Genomic DNA, 16,605 nt, shown 5'->3' with positions numbered 1-16,605 from the left:
AGCGCAGCCGGCACAGCGGGGCCGGCGCTCACCGCGACCGTCACAGCCCGATCTGCGAGTGCGCGGCCGGTTGTTGCGGGGTTCACGTCGTACCTTCCGGTTCGGCGGACAGCTGCGCGGCCAGGATCGGGCGGACCGACGCCATCGCTTTCCTGTCACAGCTGTCGCAGCAGCCCAGCGGCCTCCACCCGGCCCGCATCCCGACCGGAGCTGCCTTGGCCGCCTTCTCGGGGCTGTAGTCGGACAGCGGGTCGTAGTTCGGGGGGAGGACGTACCTCTCCCACTTGGCAGTCACGACGCTTCCCGCCCCGCCGCGTTGATCCGGCTGCCGAGCGACCGGGCCCGGAGTTGCTGACCCAATCCCGACGCCGCCGGCTGCCCGGCCAGCCTGCACCTCGCGGGATCGGCGGACCACTCCCGGCCGCCACGCGGCGGGCGCAGCCAGACCTCACCGTCAAGTTGGCCGGCGTACTCGCCGATTCGGCCGTCGGGGTCCTGCACGAGGGTGCCCTTGGCCAAGCCGTCAGGGAGTTCCGAGAGCGGCGGACCCAAGGGATCGGGGCTGGACTGACTGAACGTCATGACTGTTGCTCCGTACTGCGATTGCACTCCGCGATGGTCACCGTCTGTGCATCAAGCGTCGCGGTTCGGCGCTACCCTGAACAGGCGCGGCACGTTCCAACCGGGTCTCGGAACGCACTGGGGCTCTGGGCCCCGGCGCGTGGAACGTGTGGAACATGAAGGGGAGAGGGAGCGGCCATGGCCTTTCAGAAGCAGCGACCTGATCCGACTCGGAGTGCGCGCCACTTCTACGGGTCCGAGGTCTTGAGGCTTCGGGAGGAACGTCGTTGGTCCCTCGCTCGTCTGGCAGCTGAGGCGCACTCCTCCCCCGCCTCCCTGTCCCGGGTGGAGAGCGGGGATCACCGCGTCCCGGAGGGCCTGTCCGAAGAGCTGGACAGGGCATTCGAGACAGGCGGTCACTTTGTACGCCTGCTGCCGCTGGCCCGCCAGGAAGACCACCCTGCGAAGTACCGCGAGATCCTGACTCTTGCCGACAGGGCCACGGTGGACGAGTCCTACAGCCCTGGTATTCACGGCCTGCTCCAAACCGAAGCGTGCGCCCGGCACATCCTCCGCTCCGGCATCCCCTACGGTCCGGAAGAAGAGGTTGAGCAGCGGGTACGCGCGCGGATCGGGAGGCAGATCCGCATGCGGGAGAGCACAGAGTGCCGGTACTGGTTCATCCTCGACGAAGCCGCGATCCGTCGCCAGGTCGGCACCCCGGCCGAGATGGCGGAGCAGCTGCACACAATGCTCGCGGCAATGCGGCTTCCGAACGTCGTGGTGCAGGTGCTCCCCTTCGCCGCCGGCATCCACTCCGAGACCTCATCCATGTCCATCCTTGAGCTGGAGGACGGCCAGCAGGTTGCGTACGAGGAGAGCACGCGGACCGGAACGCTCTTCGTGGAAAGCCATGAGGTTGCAGAGCGCAGGGCACTCTACGATCTGCTGAGGGCTCAGGCGCTGTCCATGGCCGAGTCCGAGCGACTGATCAGAGCTGCGCTGGAAGGACGAGCCCCCGATGGCCCATGACGACCCCAAGTCACCTGCTGAACGCCGCTGGCGTAAGAGCAGCTACAGCAATTCCGACGGCGGCCAGTGCATCGAGGTGGACGACCTGCACCCGGGCCATGTCCGGGACTCCAAGGACCCGAGCGGACCGCACCTGGAGTTCGCCCCCGCCGCCTGGGCGGCCTTCGTAACTGCCACTGTGGCCGGCGAGTTCGGCGACGTCTGACCGCGGACCGCTCTGGAGACCCCACTACCCACCCGAGTAGTGGGGTCTCATCGTGTCAGGAAGCACTTACCCGCTCGCGCCGAACTCCGCACCCGCACGGGCGGGTTGACGGGAACGGCCGCGATCCGGCCGGCCAGCTCGGCCGCCACGCTGTTGAAGATCTTGGCAGGCAGAGGCGCGGCCTGCGACGAGAGCAGGGTCTCACGCGGTGGGCCAAGGCCCCACGCGCGACGATCCGTACAGTGACCGTCCGGTAGATTCGGCAGGCAGCTGATCGACACAGGGGCGGCCACGTGCCGCACGTTCAACGCGGGGGCAGTGGGTGCGGAGCGGACACGCGCAGGACCGTCGCCGGGAGGCCCTGCTGGAGTGCTGGCGCGCGATCGAGCTGTTCAGCCCGCCGGCCATCCCTGCGCTGCCGCGCCGGCGCCGCGCCGCACGCTCGGGGCCCGCGGACGAATACGTCGTCGACACGGATCCCCAACCGGGCCGGGAACGGCTGCCGTTGCCGTGGGATCCGCAGCACCCGGACACCGCCAAGCGCCGGGCCCCGTACGGCAAGATGTGGCGCCACGAGGTGTACGGGGGCGTCTTCGACCTGGAGCTGCTGCGCCAGGCAATGATCGCGATGCTGCCCGAAGGAACCGACCCGGATCCCGGGGTACCGCAGGCCGAGCTGGTGTTGCCGGGGCAGAGTGCGATGTTCGCGTTGGTCCTGGACGACGAGGGCCGGCCGATCGAGGACACGTCGGTGATCTCCGCGTGCGCGTGGGCGACCGGTCGACTCTTCGATCCCGGACCGTCCGTGCCGGGGTGGCTGGACGGCTTCGAGGAGCTGAATGACGCCTTCGGCAACGCGATCGACGCGCTGGCCGCCATCCCCGTTCCCTACACCTCGGGCTCCGGACCGGTGCCTGAGCACCAGCCCGACCCGCAAGCCCCGGCGGCTCCCGCACCGGCGTCGACGGCCTCCGGATGGCGGGAGTTGCTGGCCGAGATCCTGGGTGGCGCCGCCGTGGGCGCGGTGGGGGCACTGTTCGGCGAGGTCGCCGGCGCCGCGCTGAAGGGCGCGACCGAGCCGCTGGTACGGCGCGCCGCCGACTGGGCTGCTGCCCGCCGTGTCGCCCCGGAGTGCACGGACGACGGCCGACCGGGCCAGACCGAGCGCGGCTCCTCCGTCGTGCCTGCGGCACCCGACCCTGCGGCACCCGCCCCTGGCCCGCCGGCCGGGGAGGATGCCCCGGGTCCCAGGCCTGTGGGTCTTGCCGACCTGGTGGCACTGACCGCGCAGATCGCGGACCTGTGCGGGGTGGAAGCACACCTGCGTCCGCGGGTGATCCGCGTGCGCAGCCGGCTGGTCCACCGTCCGCGTGATCCTCGGGCAAAGGTCGCCGCCGCCGCGCCGTTCCTGAACAGCCTTCTTCCGCCCGACCTGGCCCGGGTGCGCGCGGCGGCCGGCCAAGGGCTCGGGCCTGCGCTGGACGCCTACCTGACCGAACAGGGTTCGGTGGACATGGCGGCGCGCACCGATGTACGGCAGGTGCGCGAGGCCGTCCTGGCCGGGGTGGCTCCGGCTCTGGTTCCGGCCGGGCGGTGGCCCTCACCGGCTCGTTTCCCCCTCGCGTTGAGCCAGCAGTTCGCCGTGGACCGGATGCTCGCCGACCGCGACGGCACCGAGGGCGGGCTGTTCTCGGTGAACGGTCCGCCGGGCACCGGCAAGACCACGATGCTGCGCGACCTGGTGGCCGCCCTGGTGGTCGAGCGTGCAACGGTGATGGCCGGCTTCGACCGACCCGGGCAGGCATTCACCGGCCGTACCTGGCGGGGCCTGGACCGGCAGGGCAAGCACCGGCGTTACGTCGCCCGGCTGGACCCGCGGCTGACCGGGTTCGAGATCGTGGTCACCTCTTCCAACAACGGCGCGGTGGAGAACATCACTGCGGAATTGCCAGGGCTGGACGCGCTCGCCGAGCCCTGGCGGGGCGGCCCGGACCACTTCTCCGATCTCGCCTCGGCACTCCTCCGCGGCGCTCCGGCATGGGGCCTGGTGGCAGCCGTGCTCGGCAACAAGACCAATCGCAAGGAGTTCGGCGAGCGGTTCTGGTGGGGCCGCCTGCCGGAGAACGAATCCGATGCCCGCACCGCTGCCGGCCTGCCGCCGCTCAGCGGCATGAAGGCGATCCTCAGCAGCTGGATCCCGCCGAACTCGCCAACCCCCGGACAGCGCCCGGCCGCTGGGACCGGCGCTGCCGCGACCGCGGCCCCGACCATGGCCCCGGCCCCGACCATGGCCCCGGCCCCGGCCCCGGCCCCGGCCCCGACTGCAGCCTCGACCGCGGCCCCGGCCCGGCCCGTGCCGTCGTGGAGCGAGGCCGTCGCCGCGTTCCGCGCGGCCGAGGCCGAGGTGGAGCGCCTGCGCGGTCAACGAACCCGCCTGGCCACCGAGTTGGAGGCCGTCGAATCCCCGCGCGCCCGGCAGCGGATCACGGATCTGGACGCCGCGATCGCGCCGGCCGACGAACGGGTGGCCACCTCCGTGACCCGCCTGGCTGCGGCCAACGCCGCCGTCGCCTCCGCCCGTGCCGCCACCGCGACGGCCGAGGCCGAGCTCCGCGCGGCCGGCGGACTGGTACCCGCAGCCCGCCAGGAGCTGGCAGCCGCCCGCGCACGGCTGTCCGGCGCGCGGGAACGGGCCGCGCACCACCGCGAGTACATGGACGCGCTGACCACCCGCTACGACGCTCCCCCGACCGTCGAACGCGGTGTGCGCGGCGGACTGCGCCGACTGCTGCAGAGCACCGCCGACCGGCAGGCCGCCGAGCAGCATCGCGACCGCACCCAGGCCGAGATCCTGGACCTGCTCGTCCAGCAGCGCCGCGCCCTCGACGACGCCGTGGAGCAGGTCGCCGACGCCGTCCGCTCCGAAGCCCTGGCCGCCGGCCTGCACGCCGACGCCGACCGCGTGGTCGCCGACGCCGCGACCGCACTCGCCAACGCACAGACCCGCGAGCAGGCCGCCCTCGCCCGGGAGAACGCGGCCACCACCGACCTCGCGGGCGCCCGCACCGCCGCGACGGCGGCCCGGCGCGACCTGGACGCCGCCGTCGCCGACCTCAGCGTCCGCCACCGCCAACTGCGGGGCGCCGCGTCGACCTTGCCCTCCCTGCCGCTCGGCTGGCTCCACCTCGACGAGCGCGAGCAGGAACTCGGCTCGCCGTGGTCCGACGAGGCCTGGTCGATCGCCCGCAGTGACCTGTTCCTGCGTGCCCTCGACCTGCACCGCGCCCTCGTCGCCGGGGCAGCCAAGCAGGTCCACGGGAACCTCCAGGTCCTCATGGAGCTGATGACGAACACCAACGGGCCGATCCCCGACGAGGAGGTCGAGCGCGCCTGGCAGACCCTCTTCCTCCTGATCCCGGTCGTCTCCACCACCTTCTCCTCGATCGGCAGCATGTTCGCCCGTCTCGGCCAGGGCACCATCGGCTGGGTCCTCGTCGACGAAGCCGGCCAGGCCACCCCGCAGGCCGCCGTCGGTGCCCTGTGGCGCGCCCGCCGCGCTGTCCTCGTCGGCGACCCCCTCCAGCTCGAACCCGTCGTCACCATGCCCACCGTCCTGCAACGCCGGCTGCTCGGTGCCTACGGCGTCGACGACCAGTGGCTGCCCTCGGCCACCTCCGCCCAGGCCGTCGCCGACCGGACCAACCGTTACGGCACCTACCTGCCCGCTCCTGACGGCGACGACGAACACGTCTGGGTCGGCTCACCCTTGCGCGTCCACCGCCGTTGCGGGGAGCCGATGTTCACCATCAGCAACGAGGTCGCCTATGGCGGCCTCATGGTCTACGGCACGCCACCCAAGGCCTTCCCCGACGAGGAACGCGACGGCCTGCTGCCGAGCCGCTGGCTCAACACCGACGACCCCACCCGGCCACCGGACGCCCCCTGGGGAGAACGCGACCGCCGTGCCTTCGAGTTCGTCCTCGACCGCCTGGACCAGCACGGCATCGATCTCACCCGGCTGCGCATCATCGCCCCCTTCCGCTCACTCGTCTCCGAGTGCAAGAAGATCTGCGGCGATCGCCCCGGCTGGACCTTCGAGGTCCTCGACGAACGCTGCGCCACCGTCCACCGGGCCCAGGGCAAGGAAGCCGACGTCGTCATCCTCGTCCTCGGCGGCGGCCGGCCCGGCGCCCGGGGCTGGGCCGCCCGCACCCCACACCTGCTCAATGTTGCCGCCAGCCGCGCCAAACACCGCCTGTACGTCATCGGGGAACGGACCCTGTGGGCCCCACTCCCCCACTTCGACGTCCTGTCCGGCGAGGTCGAGGAGTTCGACCACATCCGCGACCGAACCGCCTGGCCTTCGGGGGCAGTCGGCCAGGGGCTTGTCGGTGGGACTCGCTAGCGTTCGCCTCTTGATCATCAGTTCGAGGAGAGGGGCGTGCCTGTGCGGCGCTCGGAGTTCGTCGAGGGCGGCCCGGACAGGGCCGTCGGCCCCGAGGACGAGGACGTCTTCGTCATGCCGGACGCCTGGCGTCGGGCCCTGATCCCGCGCCGGGGCGGCATTCCCCGGAAGCCGTCCGCGCCGGGGAAGAGCCCGGTGACCTCGTACCGCGACGGGCTGCGGCAGACGGGGGACTGGCTGGAGCAGGCGCTCACCTCGGAGCACAGTGACCCGGAGCTGGTCGCGGCCGCCCGCGCCCACCGGTCCGGCAGCCGGGACCCGCTCGGTGCGGCAGTGCTCGCCGCCGTGTTCTCGTATCCCCGCTGCAACGAGGTCGGCGTGGCCGTGGACGCCTGGGTGGCGGAGTTCGGCCTGCCGTTCGCGGCCAGGGCCACCGTCGAGCTGTTCACGACGGCTGAGGAGGTGTCGGATGCGGAGTGGGCGGTGGTGCGGCCGCTGCTGTCGTTGCCGGGCTGGGTGCGCGGGCCGAGCAGGATCCGGAGCCGAGCGCGGGCGTGATCGACTCCCAGTCGGTCAAGGCGGACGCCGTCGTCGGCCCTGACAGCCGCGGCCTCGACGGCGGCAAACGGGTCAACGGCCGCAAGCGGCACGCGATGGTCGAAACCCTCGGCCTGCTGCTGGGGGTGATGGTCACCGCGGCGGACATCGGCGACCGCGCCGCCGCCCGGGTGCTGCTCGGCCGAGTCGCCGCCGCGCACCGCCTGCTGGCGCTGGTCCGGGCCGGCGGCGGCTACCTCGGCAGCCCCCGGCGGGCGGTGGGCGACGTGCGCGGGAGTCCTTTCGCCGGGCGCAGAGAAACCCTTTGCCCGCATGGTTCGCGTGACGAAGAAAATGGCGGCGCTCCGTTTCCCGGAGGAGGAGAGCCGGGAATGCGCTGAGAAATCCAGGAGCCCGCTCGCCATCCGCCATGCAATCACCTTCGGCCCGCATTCCGCCAGGAGGAACATCAGGCGGAAACCATGGGGAAGTTCCAGCAGAAGCCGCACTGAACAGGAAAGATCGGCGAGAAACAGCCGGAGTGGCTTGATCGTACGTCAGTTGACTGTCGCGCCTGACGGGATTTGCGATATACCGTCCCGGGCACTTCCTGCCCGGCAATCCGCCAATCTCCTCCTGGCGTGATCACCTGCCGACCTCGAATCTCGAATGAGGGGAAATCACATGGCAATCGGACGACGGCAACTCCTCACCTCCGTCGCGCTGACCGCCCTCGCCGCACCCGTCCTGGCCAAGGGGAACACGACCCGCGCCTCCGCGGCCACGGCCACGGATACGGGCATGGGTACGGGCACGGGCATGGGTACGGGTACGGCCGCGCGGATGGCCGCCGGCTCCGGGCCGCTGTTCATGCAGGTCGTCGCCCACGAGGACGACGACATCCTGTTCATGAACCCGGACCTGTCCAACGCCCTCGCCAACGGCACGCCGTCCGTCACGGTGTTCGTCACCGCAGGGAACATCACCGGCGACCCGTGCGCGGGCGGCTGCTGGGACCCGGCCGGCGACCCGCTGCGCACCTGGAACCGCCAGATGGGCGCCGTCAACGCCTACTCCCGGATGAGCGGGGTCGGCGACAACGACCCGGCGACCGACGAGATCGGGCACTGGGTGGTCGAGGCGTGGACCGTCGCGGGCAAGCAGGTCGAGCGGTACATGCTCAGGGACCGGTCGGTTCACCTGATCTTCCTCAACCTGCACGACGCCGGGCTCGCCAACGTGCTGAACGGCGGCACCGACACCACGGTCGTCCCGAAGGACAGCCCGCTGTCCGGGCCGTCGGCCTACACGGCGGCGGACGTCGTCGAGGTGCTGCGGCAGATCATGGTGACGTACCGGCCGACCGTGCTCCGGGCCCAGGACGAACTCCCGGACACCCGCTACAAGGACGACCACTCGGACCACATCGCCGCCGCGAAGTTCGCAGGCATGGCGGCGAGCCAGTACGGCGGCTCGCTGATCCAGGTGAACTACCGGGACTACAACATCAGCGACTGCCCGGTGAACCTCGACCCGGCGACGGTCGGCGCCAAGGGCGTGTTCGTCTCCGAGTACGCCAGCCACGACCACTCGGGGAACTACGAGACCGCCTGGTTCTCCCGGATGTACTACCGCTGGTCGCGGGGCACCTCCTGGGCCGGACTGAACCAGGACGGCCGGCCGCAGGTCTTCGTCGTCCGGGCGGGCTCCCTCTACACGTACTGGCGCCAGGGAGACGGCAGTTGGGGCGGCCCGGCGCGGTTCGCCGACCCGGGCGGACGGCTGGCGCCGGGCATCGCCGTCGGCACCAACGCGGACGGCCGGATGGAGGTCTTCGCCCGCCGCCTGACCGACCACCACATCGTCTCCGTCCCGCAGACCACGCCCAACGGCGTGTGGCGGGACAGCTGGGCCGACCTCGGCAACCCCAACGCCGGACTCAGCAACGCGGGCCAGGTCGGCGTGCCCGCGGTGGTGGCCTCCCAGGACGGCCGGCTGGAGCTCTTCGTCAAGAACGGCGGCGGCGGCCTCAGCGCGATCCGGCAGACCAGCCCGAACGGCGCCTGGACGACCACTTGGGACGACCTGCACGGCACCGACATCCAGGACCCGGTCACCGCGATCCGCAACGGCGTCGGGAGGATCGAGGTCTTCGCCAGCACCCGCGACGGGGTCGTCAACTGGTGGCAGACCGCTCCGAACGACGCCTTCAACGGCCCGGGCCCGATCCCGAACTCCCGGCCGGCCAGCCCGCCCAGGGCCGCGCTCGACCAGGACGGCCGCATCGAACTCGCCTACCGCGAGGCCGGCACCGGCGCGATGCTCGTCAGCTACCAGACCCAGCCCGGCGGACCGTGGAGCCAGTCCCCGACCAGCCTCGGCGGCCACCAGGGCGTGGGCGAGCCGGCGATGGCCAACCTCGGCGGGCGGGTCGTCCTGTTCGAACGCAACGGCGGCGGCGGCGTGAGCACCACCGCCCAGACCGCCCCGAACGCCGGCTACGGCGCCTGGCAGGACCTCGGCGGCACCGTCCTCGACTACCCGACCGCGCTCGTCGACGGCGCCGGTGTCCTGTACGTCTTCGCCATCGGCACGGACGGCCGCGTCTACTACCGCACGGGCACGACGCCCACCAGCCTCGGCGGCTGGCAGGCCATGCCCCTGTGACCGCCGGTCCCGCCGACCGGTCGGGCACCTTCCCGACCGGCCGGCGGGCCGGGTCCGCGGAAGCGCCGGTGGGAGCGCTCTCACCGTTGCTGAGAGGCCGTCACGTCCCGTTGTTCCTTGCTGAACCAGTGGCGCGTGTCGCGGCTGACCTGGACATTAGGTGCTGCTACGCTCCCGATCCGTGTGGGATCGCTCCCATACATCACCAAGATTCTGGGGGGTGACGTGTCGAAGGCACAACAAGGGGATTCGGCATTCGGGGGCATGCTGAGGGCGCTCCGTCGTGAAGTGGGATTCACACATGAGGAACTCGCCCGGCGTTCCCGGGTGAGTGTGAGGACGATCAGCGACATCGAGCGGGGCCGGGTGCGCCGACCGCAGCGCCGCTCCGTCCAGCAGCTCGCGGAGGCGCTCGGCCTGGGGTCCTCGCGATTGGAATGGTTCCTCCGCGCCGCACGAGCCATTCCCGGCAGCGGGCTCGATCAGCCGGACGGGAGCCGTCACGAGACCCCGGCCGCCGGGGAGGTCGGCGAACAGCCGTCCGCAGTGGTCGTGATGGTCCTGCCGTTGAACGCGATCGGCGAGAGCGGTCCGTGCTGTCGGCGCCGCCGACGCTGTCCGCAACCCCGCCCGGCCGGCCCCCGCCACCTGCGCCGGGCGGGCTGACGGCCGTCCACGACCTGGAGTGGGCAACTGAAGCGCCCCGGCCGTGGCTACCCGGGGGCCCCGGCCCGGTCGTCCAACCCGTGGGCGTACGCCAGCAGTTCGCGGGCCCGCACCGCCGCGTCGGCGACCAGCCGCTCCAGCGGGTCGGCCGCGTCCTGCCGGGCGGGCGGGGCGGGCAGCGGCGGCAGGTCGGGCAGCGGTGCCGGCCGGCGGCCGAACACCTCCTCGGCCGGCGTACCGTCCGGCAGCTCGACCTCCGTCTCTTCCTCCCCCAGGCTGCCGACGATCGCCTGCATCAGCACGGCGGCCCGGACTTCCTCCCGCACCTGCTGCGCGCCGCGCCCGCGCAGCAGGAGCAGCAGCGTCGGGTCGTCGTCCAGCAGCCAGGACAGCTGGTAGCAGAGCGCGGCCGTGTGCTCGCAGGGGTGGTCGAACGCGTCGCAGTCGCAGTCCGCTTCCAGGTCGCCGTAGCCGGGCAGCAGCCGGACCCGGGCGTCCTCGGCGGCTTCCAGCAGGTCGGGCGGCAGGTCTCCGGCGAGCAGCTGCTCGATGACGTCCGGCCGGTCGGCGGCCTTCTCCCAGAGCAACTCCCAGTCGTCTTCGTCGAGTTGCTCCAGGGTGAGCACCGTCGTGAACGCGGTGTCGCCGTCGTGGCCGGTGGTGGAGAGGCGCCCGGGGCTGACGGTGATCGGCCCGAGCCGGCCGGTCCGCGCGCAGGCCCGGCCCTTCTTCAACGTGCGTTCTCCGAGGGAGGTGTCCTCCAGCGCATCCGCCCAGGCCCGGCCCCACCAGGACTGGCCGCGTACCTGGCTGCCCCGGCGCGCGGTGAAGGCCGGGAAGCCCCGTGCGCCCGTGTCGTTCCCGCTCATCCCGCACTCCTCAGTTCGACCAGGTCGGCCAGCTCTTCGTTGGTCAGCTGCGTCAACGACTGTTCCCCGGAGCCGAGTACCGCGTCCGCCAGGCCCTTCTTCGCTTCGAGCAGGGCGGCGATCCGGTCCTCGACGGTGTCCTCGGCGATCATCCGGTGGACCTGGACGGGGCGGGTCTGCCCGATGCGGTGGGCGCGGTCGGTGGCCTGCGCCTCCACGGCCGGGTTCCACCAGCGGTCGTAGTGCACGACGTGGTCGGCGCGGGTGAGGTTGAGTCCGGTGCCGGCGGCCTTGAGGGAGAGCAGGAAGACCGGCACCTCGCCGTCCTGGAACCGGCGGACCATCTCCTCCCGCCGCGGCACCGGGGTGCCGCCGTGCAGCAGCAGCGTGGGAACGCCGCGCTCGCGCAGGTGTGTCTCCAGCAGCCGCGCCATGGTGACGTACTGGGTGAAGACGAGCGCTGCTCCGCCCTCGGAGATGATGGTGTCGAGCAGTTCGTCGAGCAGTTCCAGCTTTCCGGAACGGCCGGCCAGTGGGGTGCCGGCCGGTTCCTTGAGGAACTGCGCGGGGTGGTTGCAGATCTGTTTCAGGCCGGTGAGCAGTTTGAGCACCAGTCCGCTCCGGGCGATGCCGTCGGTGGCCGCGATCTGTGCCATGACCTCGCGGACCTGGGTCTGGTACAGGGTCCGCTGCTCGGGGGTGAGGGCGACCGGGCGGTCGGTCTCGGTCTTCGGCGGGAGTTCGGGGGCGATACCCGGGTCCGACTTCTTGCGGCGGAGCAGGAACGGCCGGACCAGTTCGGCCAGCCGCTCGGCGGTGGGACCGTACTCCCCCGGCTCCGCCTGGTACTCCCCCGGCTCTGCCTGGCACTCCCCCGACTCCGCCTGGCACTTCGCGCGTTCGGCGTCGATGGCGGCGATCCAGCGCCGGCGGAACTGGCCGTGGGCGCCGAGGAGTCCGGGGGTGGTCCAGTCGAGGACGGCCCAGAGTTCGGAGAGGTTGTTCTCGACCGGGGTGCCCGTCAGCGCGATCCGCGCGCCACCGGGGATCAGCCGCAGCGCCTTCGCGGTGTCGGAGTGCGGGTTCTTGACGTGCTGGGCCTCGTCCGCGACGACCGCGCTCCAGCGGTGCGCGGCGAGCCGCCCGGCGTCCAGGCGCATCGTGCCGTAGGTGGTCAGGACGAAGCCCGAGTCGGCGCCGTCCAGCGTCCGCTCGGGGCCGTGGTAGCGGCGGACGGGCGTGCCGGGCGCGAACTTCTCCACCTCGCGCTGCCAGTTGCCCAGCAGGGAGGCCGGGCAGACCACGAGGGTGGGGCCGGCGCTGTCCGGGTGCTGCTGGCGCAGCAGGTGCAGCGAGATCAGCTGGACGGTCTTGCCGAGGCCCATGTCGTCGGCGAGGCAGCCGCCGAGGCCGAGCGAGGTGAGGCGGTCCAGCCAGCGCAGGCCGCGCAGTTGGTAGTCGCGCAGGGTGGCGGCGAGCGCGGCGGGCGGCTCGACCGGCTCGGTGCCGCCGTCGGGTTCGGCCAGCCGTCGGCGCAGCGCGAGCAGCCAGGGGCTGGACGCGATCCGCACCTGCGTGCCGCCGATCTCGGTGTACCCGGTGAGGGCGACGGCGAGTGCCTCGACGGCGGTGAGCGGCGGTAGCTCGCGTTCGCGGATCTTGCGGGCGAGGTCGGCGTCGATGAGTACGCACTGGCCGCGCAGCAGGGCCAACGGCCGTTCGCTGGTGGCGAGTTCGGCCGTCTCCTGCTCGGTGAGGGGTTCTCCGTCGAGGTCGAACTGCCAGCGCAGATCGACCGTGCCGTCACCGCCGAAGAAGGCTCGCGGGTCGGTGGGCGCGGCCCGCTCGCCGCCGAGGACGGCACGGGCGGTGAGGGAGCGGACGGCGTGCTCGGGCCACTGCACCTCGACGCCGTGGGCGCCGAGCAGCTCGGCGGTGTCGCCGAGCAGCTCCTGCACCTCGTGGTCGGCGAACTCCACGGCGGAGGGCACCGGCAGCAGGCGGGCGAGCGGCTGCCAGGTGTCGGCGGCCCGCCGCAGGGCGAGCACGGTGTCGGCCTGTGCCCGGGGCCCGAACCCGGCCGCCCCGACCCCGGTGAACAGCTCGTGCACGTCGGCGCGGACGGTCGGATCGGCCAGGCTGGACACCTGCGGCACCACCCGCAGGCCGGTCTCCCCGCCGCCGGACACCACGTCCAGGCGCAGCGTCAGCCGGATTCCCGAGTCGAGGCCGGCGGAGATCTCCTCGGCCCAGCCGCGCAGTTGGGGCACGTACTGCGGTTCGACGGCGGCGAACGCCCGGCGGCCGGCCAGCGCGGGTGCGTCGGCGGTGCGCGGCAGCGTGTCGGCGACCGCGTCGACGAAGGACCGCAGCAGGCCGTCGATGTCGGGCAGCAGCAGCGGCCCACCGGGCGGCACGGGCAGCGGAACGGCGAGCGCCTCCGCCGGTGCCGCCGCGGCCAGTTCGCGCAGGCGCCGGACGTCCTCCGGGTCGAGCGGGCCGACCCGCCAGGTGTCGTAGCCGGCTTCGGACACGCCGGGGAGCAGCCGTTCGCGCGCGACGAGGTGCAGGGCGAGGGCGGTGGCGGCGCCCCAGAACGCGGCGCTGGGCGTGCTGGATTCGCCGTGCGGCCGGCGGGCCAGGGTGAGCGCGGGCAGCGCCTCGGCGACGGTCAGGCGCAGCACCGGGCAGCGGCGCACCGCGAGCGCGCCGCCGTCGTCCGTGACCAGGTCGGCCTCGCCGGGCTCTCCGAACGTCGGCCGCGCACCGGCGTACCGGTACACGAGCCTCCCGGTGCGCGCCGGATCGCCCGGCTCGAAGGCCACCGCGCACTGCGCCAGCAGCTCCGCCTGCTCGCGCGTCATCCCTGTCATCCGTTCCGCCCCCTGGTTCCTTGCGACATCAACTTCCACCGCCCGCACAGCGGTTGGCCCTTATCCCGGCCCGGTTACTGCGGGTCCTCGGGGTGCGGACCGGTCGCGTACGGGTTCGGCTCGCCCTCGGCGAGCACCCCCACGAACGGTTCGCCCTCCCCCGCGAAGGTGTACGCGCCGCCCTCGATCCGCCCGATCAGGCCGTGCGTCCATTCCGCTTCGCTGTCGGCCGAGTGCACCCACATGTTCATGATTTCGCCGATGTGGCCGAGCTGTTCGGGCCCGTCCTGCGGCACGTAGTACCCGGTGACCTCGGCCCGCCACCGCTCCAGCCCCGCGATCCGCTCCCGGAGCAGCGCGACGGCCTCGTCCCGCGGCAGGTCGACGATGAATCCGATGGCGGCCGAGAGCACGTCGAGCTTCTGGTCGTACGAGGTCAGCGCCTCGCGCAGCAGCTCGAAGTACTCCGCGGTGCCCTGCTCGGTCATCTCGTACTCGACCCGCGGCGGTCCGCCGACGGCGCTCGGCGCGACCTCGTGCGCGACCAGCAGCCCCTGCTTCGCCATCTGCTTGAGCGCGTGGTAGATCGAGCCCGGTTTGGCGCTCGACCACTCGTGCGCCCCCCAGAACTCCAGGTCGTTGCGCACCTGGTAGCCGTGCGCCCGTCCGTGCTGACGGACCGCACCGAGCACCAGTAGCCGGATGGCGGACATGAGTGGCTCCTTCCTCGCCGGGACCAGACTAATCAAATTTGACCAGCTGCGCGCAACAGATTACCGTCCCGGGCTAGTCAAGTTTGATTACTGCACTACTGCCTGGATCACTTGCTGGAGGGGAACGCTTTGAACGACCACGACCCAGCGATCGCCGTCGAGGACCTACGGAAGAAGTACGGACCCAACCAGGCTCTCGACGGCCTCGACCTCACCGTCCACCGGGGCACCGTCCAGGGCATCCTCGGCCCGAACGGCGCCGGCAAGACCACCGCCGTCCGCATCATGTCCACCCTGCTGCGCCCCGACACGGGCCGGGTCCAGGTCGCGGGAATCGACGCCCTGACCCGCGCCGCCGAGGTCCGCTCGCGCATCGGCCTCCTCGGCCAGCACACCGCCGTCGACGAGGAACTCAGCGGCCGGCAGAACCTGGAGATGTTCGGCCGCCTCCACCACCTCGGCACCCACCGCGCCGCCGCCCGCGCGGCAGAACTCCTCACCCGGTTCGAACTCACCGACACCGGCCCGAAGGCCATCAAGCACTACAGCGGCGGAATGCGACGCCGCCTCGACCTGGCCGCCTCCCTCATCCGCGACCCCCAGGTGCTCTTCCTCGACGAACCCACGACCGGCCTCGACCCCCGCGGCCGCACCGAGGTGTGGAACGCGGTCCGCTCCCTGGTCGACGGCGGCACGACCGTCCTGCTGACCACCCAGTACCTCGAGGAGGCCGACCAACTCGCCGACCGCATCGCGGTGATCGACCACGGCAAGGTCATCGCCCAGGGCACCCCGGACGAACTCAAGACCACCACCGGCGGCGACCGCATCGACGTCGTCCTCCGCGACCCCGGCCAACTCGCCCTCGCCGCCGCCCTGTTGCCCGGCGAGACCACCGTCGACGAGGACCGCCGCCTGCTCAGCGCCCCGGTCCGCGACCGGATGGCCGCCCTGACCGAGGCCGTGCGCGCCCTGGAAGCTGCCGGCATCGTCGCCGAGGACATCGCAGTACGGCGGCCGACACTCGACGAAGTCTTCCTCCACCTGACCAGGACGGAGACGGCATGAGCACGGTAACGAACCTCCACTGGGCCACCGCCGACTCCTGGACCATGACCAGGCGCGAACTCGCCCACTGGGCACGCCAACCCGTGCGGGTGGTCGTCGGGTTGGCCTTCCCGGTGATGATGCTGCTGATGTTCCACTACCTGATCGGCGGCGGCCGGGGTGTCGAGGGCGAGTTCAAGAACTACCTGCTGCCCGGCATGCTCACCATGACCATGGCCTTCGGCCTCGAATCCACCATGCTCTCCGTCACCCAGGACCTCGGCAAGGGCATCATCGACCGCTTCCGCTCCATGCCGATGACGCCCGGCGCCGTCCTGATCGGCCGCAGCATCGCGGACATGCTCCAGTCCGCCCTCGGCCTGACCGTCATGCTCGCCGTCGGCTACGCAATCGGCTGGCGCCCGCACAGCACCCCCGCCTCGTCCCTGGGCGCGGTGGGCCTCCTCCTGCTCCTCCGCTTCGCCATGCTCTGGATCGGCATCCACTTGGCCATGCTCGCCGGCAAACCCGAACTGGTGCAGGCCGTACAGATCCTGGTGTGGCCCGCCAGCTTCCTCTCCAACGCCATCGCCTCCCCCGACTCGATGCCGGCCTGGCTGGGCGCCACCATCGAATGGAACCCCATATCCGCCACGGCCACCGCAGTCCGCACCCTGTTCGGCACCCCGCCCGGGGCGGACGGCTCCTGGGCCACGACCCACGCCGAACTGCTGGCGGTGGCCTGGCCGTTGGCCCTGATAGCGGTGTTCCTCCCGCTCGCGGTGCGGCGCTTCAGGGGCCTGAACCGGTAACTGCCCGACAGGGGGACAGTGACGGGCCCTCGGAGTACCCCGAATACCACGAGGCCCGTTACTGTCCGCACTTCGCCTCTCTTACTGCGGCGCGGGCTGCCGACCGCGCGCCGCTGTCCCCACTGGCCGTCAGCCCTGTTAGCCCGGCCAGGCAGCGGTGTTCCACCGACCGAGTCACCGCCGCGGCCGTCCTCGCAGCCGGGCGGGCTTCCGGGTAC

At 72.1% G+C, this 16,605-nt stretch carries 13 protein-coding genes; 9 read left to right on the top strand and 4 right to left on the bottom strand.

The genetic code is table 11. The annotated features are described in order from the left end of the window. Positions 1 to 82 precede the first annotated feature (82 nt). A complete protein-coding gene (locus ACGFWJ_RS19875; protein WP_392951178.1) occupies positions 83 to 295 on the bottom strand; it encodes a hypothetical protein in 213 nt (70 codons plus the stop codon). A 464-nt stretch (positions 296 to 759) separates the two neighbouring features. Between ACGFWJ_RS19875 and ACGFWJ_RS19870 the strand changes: the two genes are divergently transcribed. The 7 genes from ACGFWJ_RS19870 to ACGFWJ_RS19840 all read left to right on the top strand — a co-directional run bounded on the left by ACGFWJ_RS19870 (position 760) and on the right by ACGFWJ_RS19840 (position 10,073). Further along, positions 760 to 1,593 (top strand): Scr1 family TA system antitoxin-like transcriptional regulator, encoded by an 834-nt coding sequence (locus tag ACGFWJ_RS19870; RefSeq protein ID WP_392951175.1) that lies wholly within the window; start codon positions 760 to 762, stop codon positions 1,591 to 1,593. Continuing rightward, a complete protein-coding gene (locus ACGFWJ_RS19865; RefSeq protein ID WP_387867828.1) occupies positions 1,583 to 1,798 on the top strand; it encodes a DUF397 domain-containing protein in 216 nt (71 codons plus the stop codon). The genes ACGFWJ_RS19870 and ACGFWJ_RS19865 overlap by 11 nt, the downstream gene beginning before the upstream one ends. Positions 1,799 to 2,120: 322 nt before the next feature. Continuing rightward, positions 2,121 to 6,203 (top strand): AAA domain-containing protein, encoded by a 4,083-nt coding sequence (locus tag ACGFWJ_RS19860; protein WP_392951171.1) that lies wholly within the window; start codon positions 2,121 to 2,123, stop codon positions 6,201 to 6,203. A 36-nt stretch (positions 6,204 to 6,239) separates the two neighbouring features. Then, the gene (locus tag ACGFWJ_RS19855) at positions 6,240 to 6,761 is read left to right on the top strand and encodes a hypothetical protein (protein ID WP_392951168.1); all 522 of its coding nucleotides are present in this window, start codon (positions 6,240 to 6,242) and stop codon (positions 6,759 to 6,761) included. After that, positions 6,758 to 7,141 carry a transposase gene (locus ACGFWJ_RS19850; RefSeq protein ID WP_392951165.1) on the top strand — a complete coding sequence of 128 codons (384 nt, stop codon included), beginning with the start codon at positions 6,758 to 6,760 and terminating at the stop codon, positions 7,139 to 7,141. Before ACGFWJ_RS19855 ends, ACGFWJ_RS19850 begins: the two co-directional genes overlap by 4 nt. Positions 7,142 to 7,424: 283 nt before the next feature. Beyond that, entirely contained in the window at positions 7,425 to 9,407 is a 1,983-nt protein-coding gene (locus tag ACGFWJ_RS19845) for a PIG-L family deacetylase (RefSeq protein ID WP_392951162.1), read from the top strand. A 264-nt stretch (positions 9,408 to 9,671) separates the two neighbouring features. Continuing rightward, the gene (locus tag ACGFWJ_RS19840; RefSeq protein ID WP_392951551.1) at positions 9,672 to 10,073 is read left to right on the top strand and encodes a helix-turn-helix domain-containing protein; all 402 of its coding nucleotides are present in this window, start codon (positions 9,672 to 9,674) and stop codon (positions 10,071 to 10,073) included. A 47-nt stretch (positions 10,074 to 10,120) separates the two neighbouring features. Here the strand turns inward: ACGFWJ_RS19840 and ACGFWJ_RS19835 are convergent, their stop codons facing one another. The 3 genes from ACGFWJ_RS19835 to ACGFWJ_RS19825 all read right to left on the bottom strand — a co-directional run bounded on the left by ACGFWJ_RS19835 (position 10,121) and on the right by ACGFWJ_RS19825 (position 14,528). Then, the gene (locus tag ACGFWJ_RS19835) at positions 10,121 to 10,942 is read right to left on the bottom strand and encodes an SWIM zinc finger family protein (RefSeq protein WP_392951159.1); all 822 of its coding nucleotides are present in this window, start codon (positions 10,940 to 10,942) and stop codon (positions 10,121 to 10,123) included. Further along, positions 10,939 to 13,815, bottom strand: a complete 2,877-nt coding sequence (locus tag ACGFWJ_RS19830) for a DEAD/DEAH box helicase (protein ID WP_392951156.1) — start codon at positions 13,813 to 13,815, stop codon at positions 10,939 to 10,941. Before ACGFWJ_RS19830 ends, ACGFWJ_RS19835 begins: the two co-directional genes overlap by 4 nt. Before the next feature lie 74 nt (positions 13,816 to 13,889). Then, entirely contained in the window at positions 13,890 to 14,528 is a 639-nt protein-coding gene (locus ACGFWJ_RS19825) for a PadR family transcriptional regulator (protein WP_387640842.1), read from the bottom strand. Positions 14,529 to 14,657: 129 nt separating this feature from the next. On the opposite strand from ACGFWJ_RS19825, the gene ACGFWJ_RS19820 reads away from it, so the two are divergent. After that, a complete protein-coding gene (locus ACGFWJ_RS19820) occupies positions 14,658 to 15,596 on the top strand; it encodes an ATP-binding cassette domain-containing protein (RefSeq protein ID WP_392951153.1) in 939 nt (312 codons plus the stop codon). After that, the gene (locus ACGFWJ_RS19815; protein WP_392951150.1) at positions 15,593 to 16,387 is read left to right on the top strand and encodes an ABC transporter permease; all 795 of its coding nucleotides are present in this window, start codon (positions 15,593 to 15,595) and stop codon (positions 16,385 to 16,387) included. Before ACGFWJ_RS19820 ends, ACGFWJ_RS19815 begins: the two co-directional genes overlap by 4 nt. The last annotated feature ends 218 nt before the right edge of the window (positions 16,388 to 16,605 follow it).

It is taken from the genome of Kitasatospora sp. NPDC048407, from assembly GCF_043200475.1.
Lineage (GTDB): Bacteria > Actinomycetota > Actinomycetes > Streptomycetales > Streptomycetaceae > Kitasatospora.
Note: the sequence above shows the minus strand (reverse complement) of the source record. Positions and strands in the feature narration are given on the sequence as shown.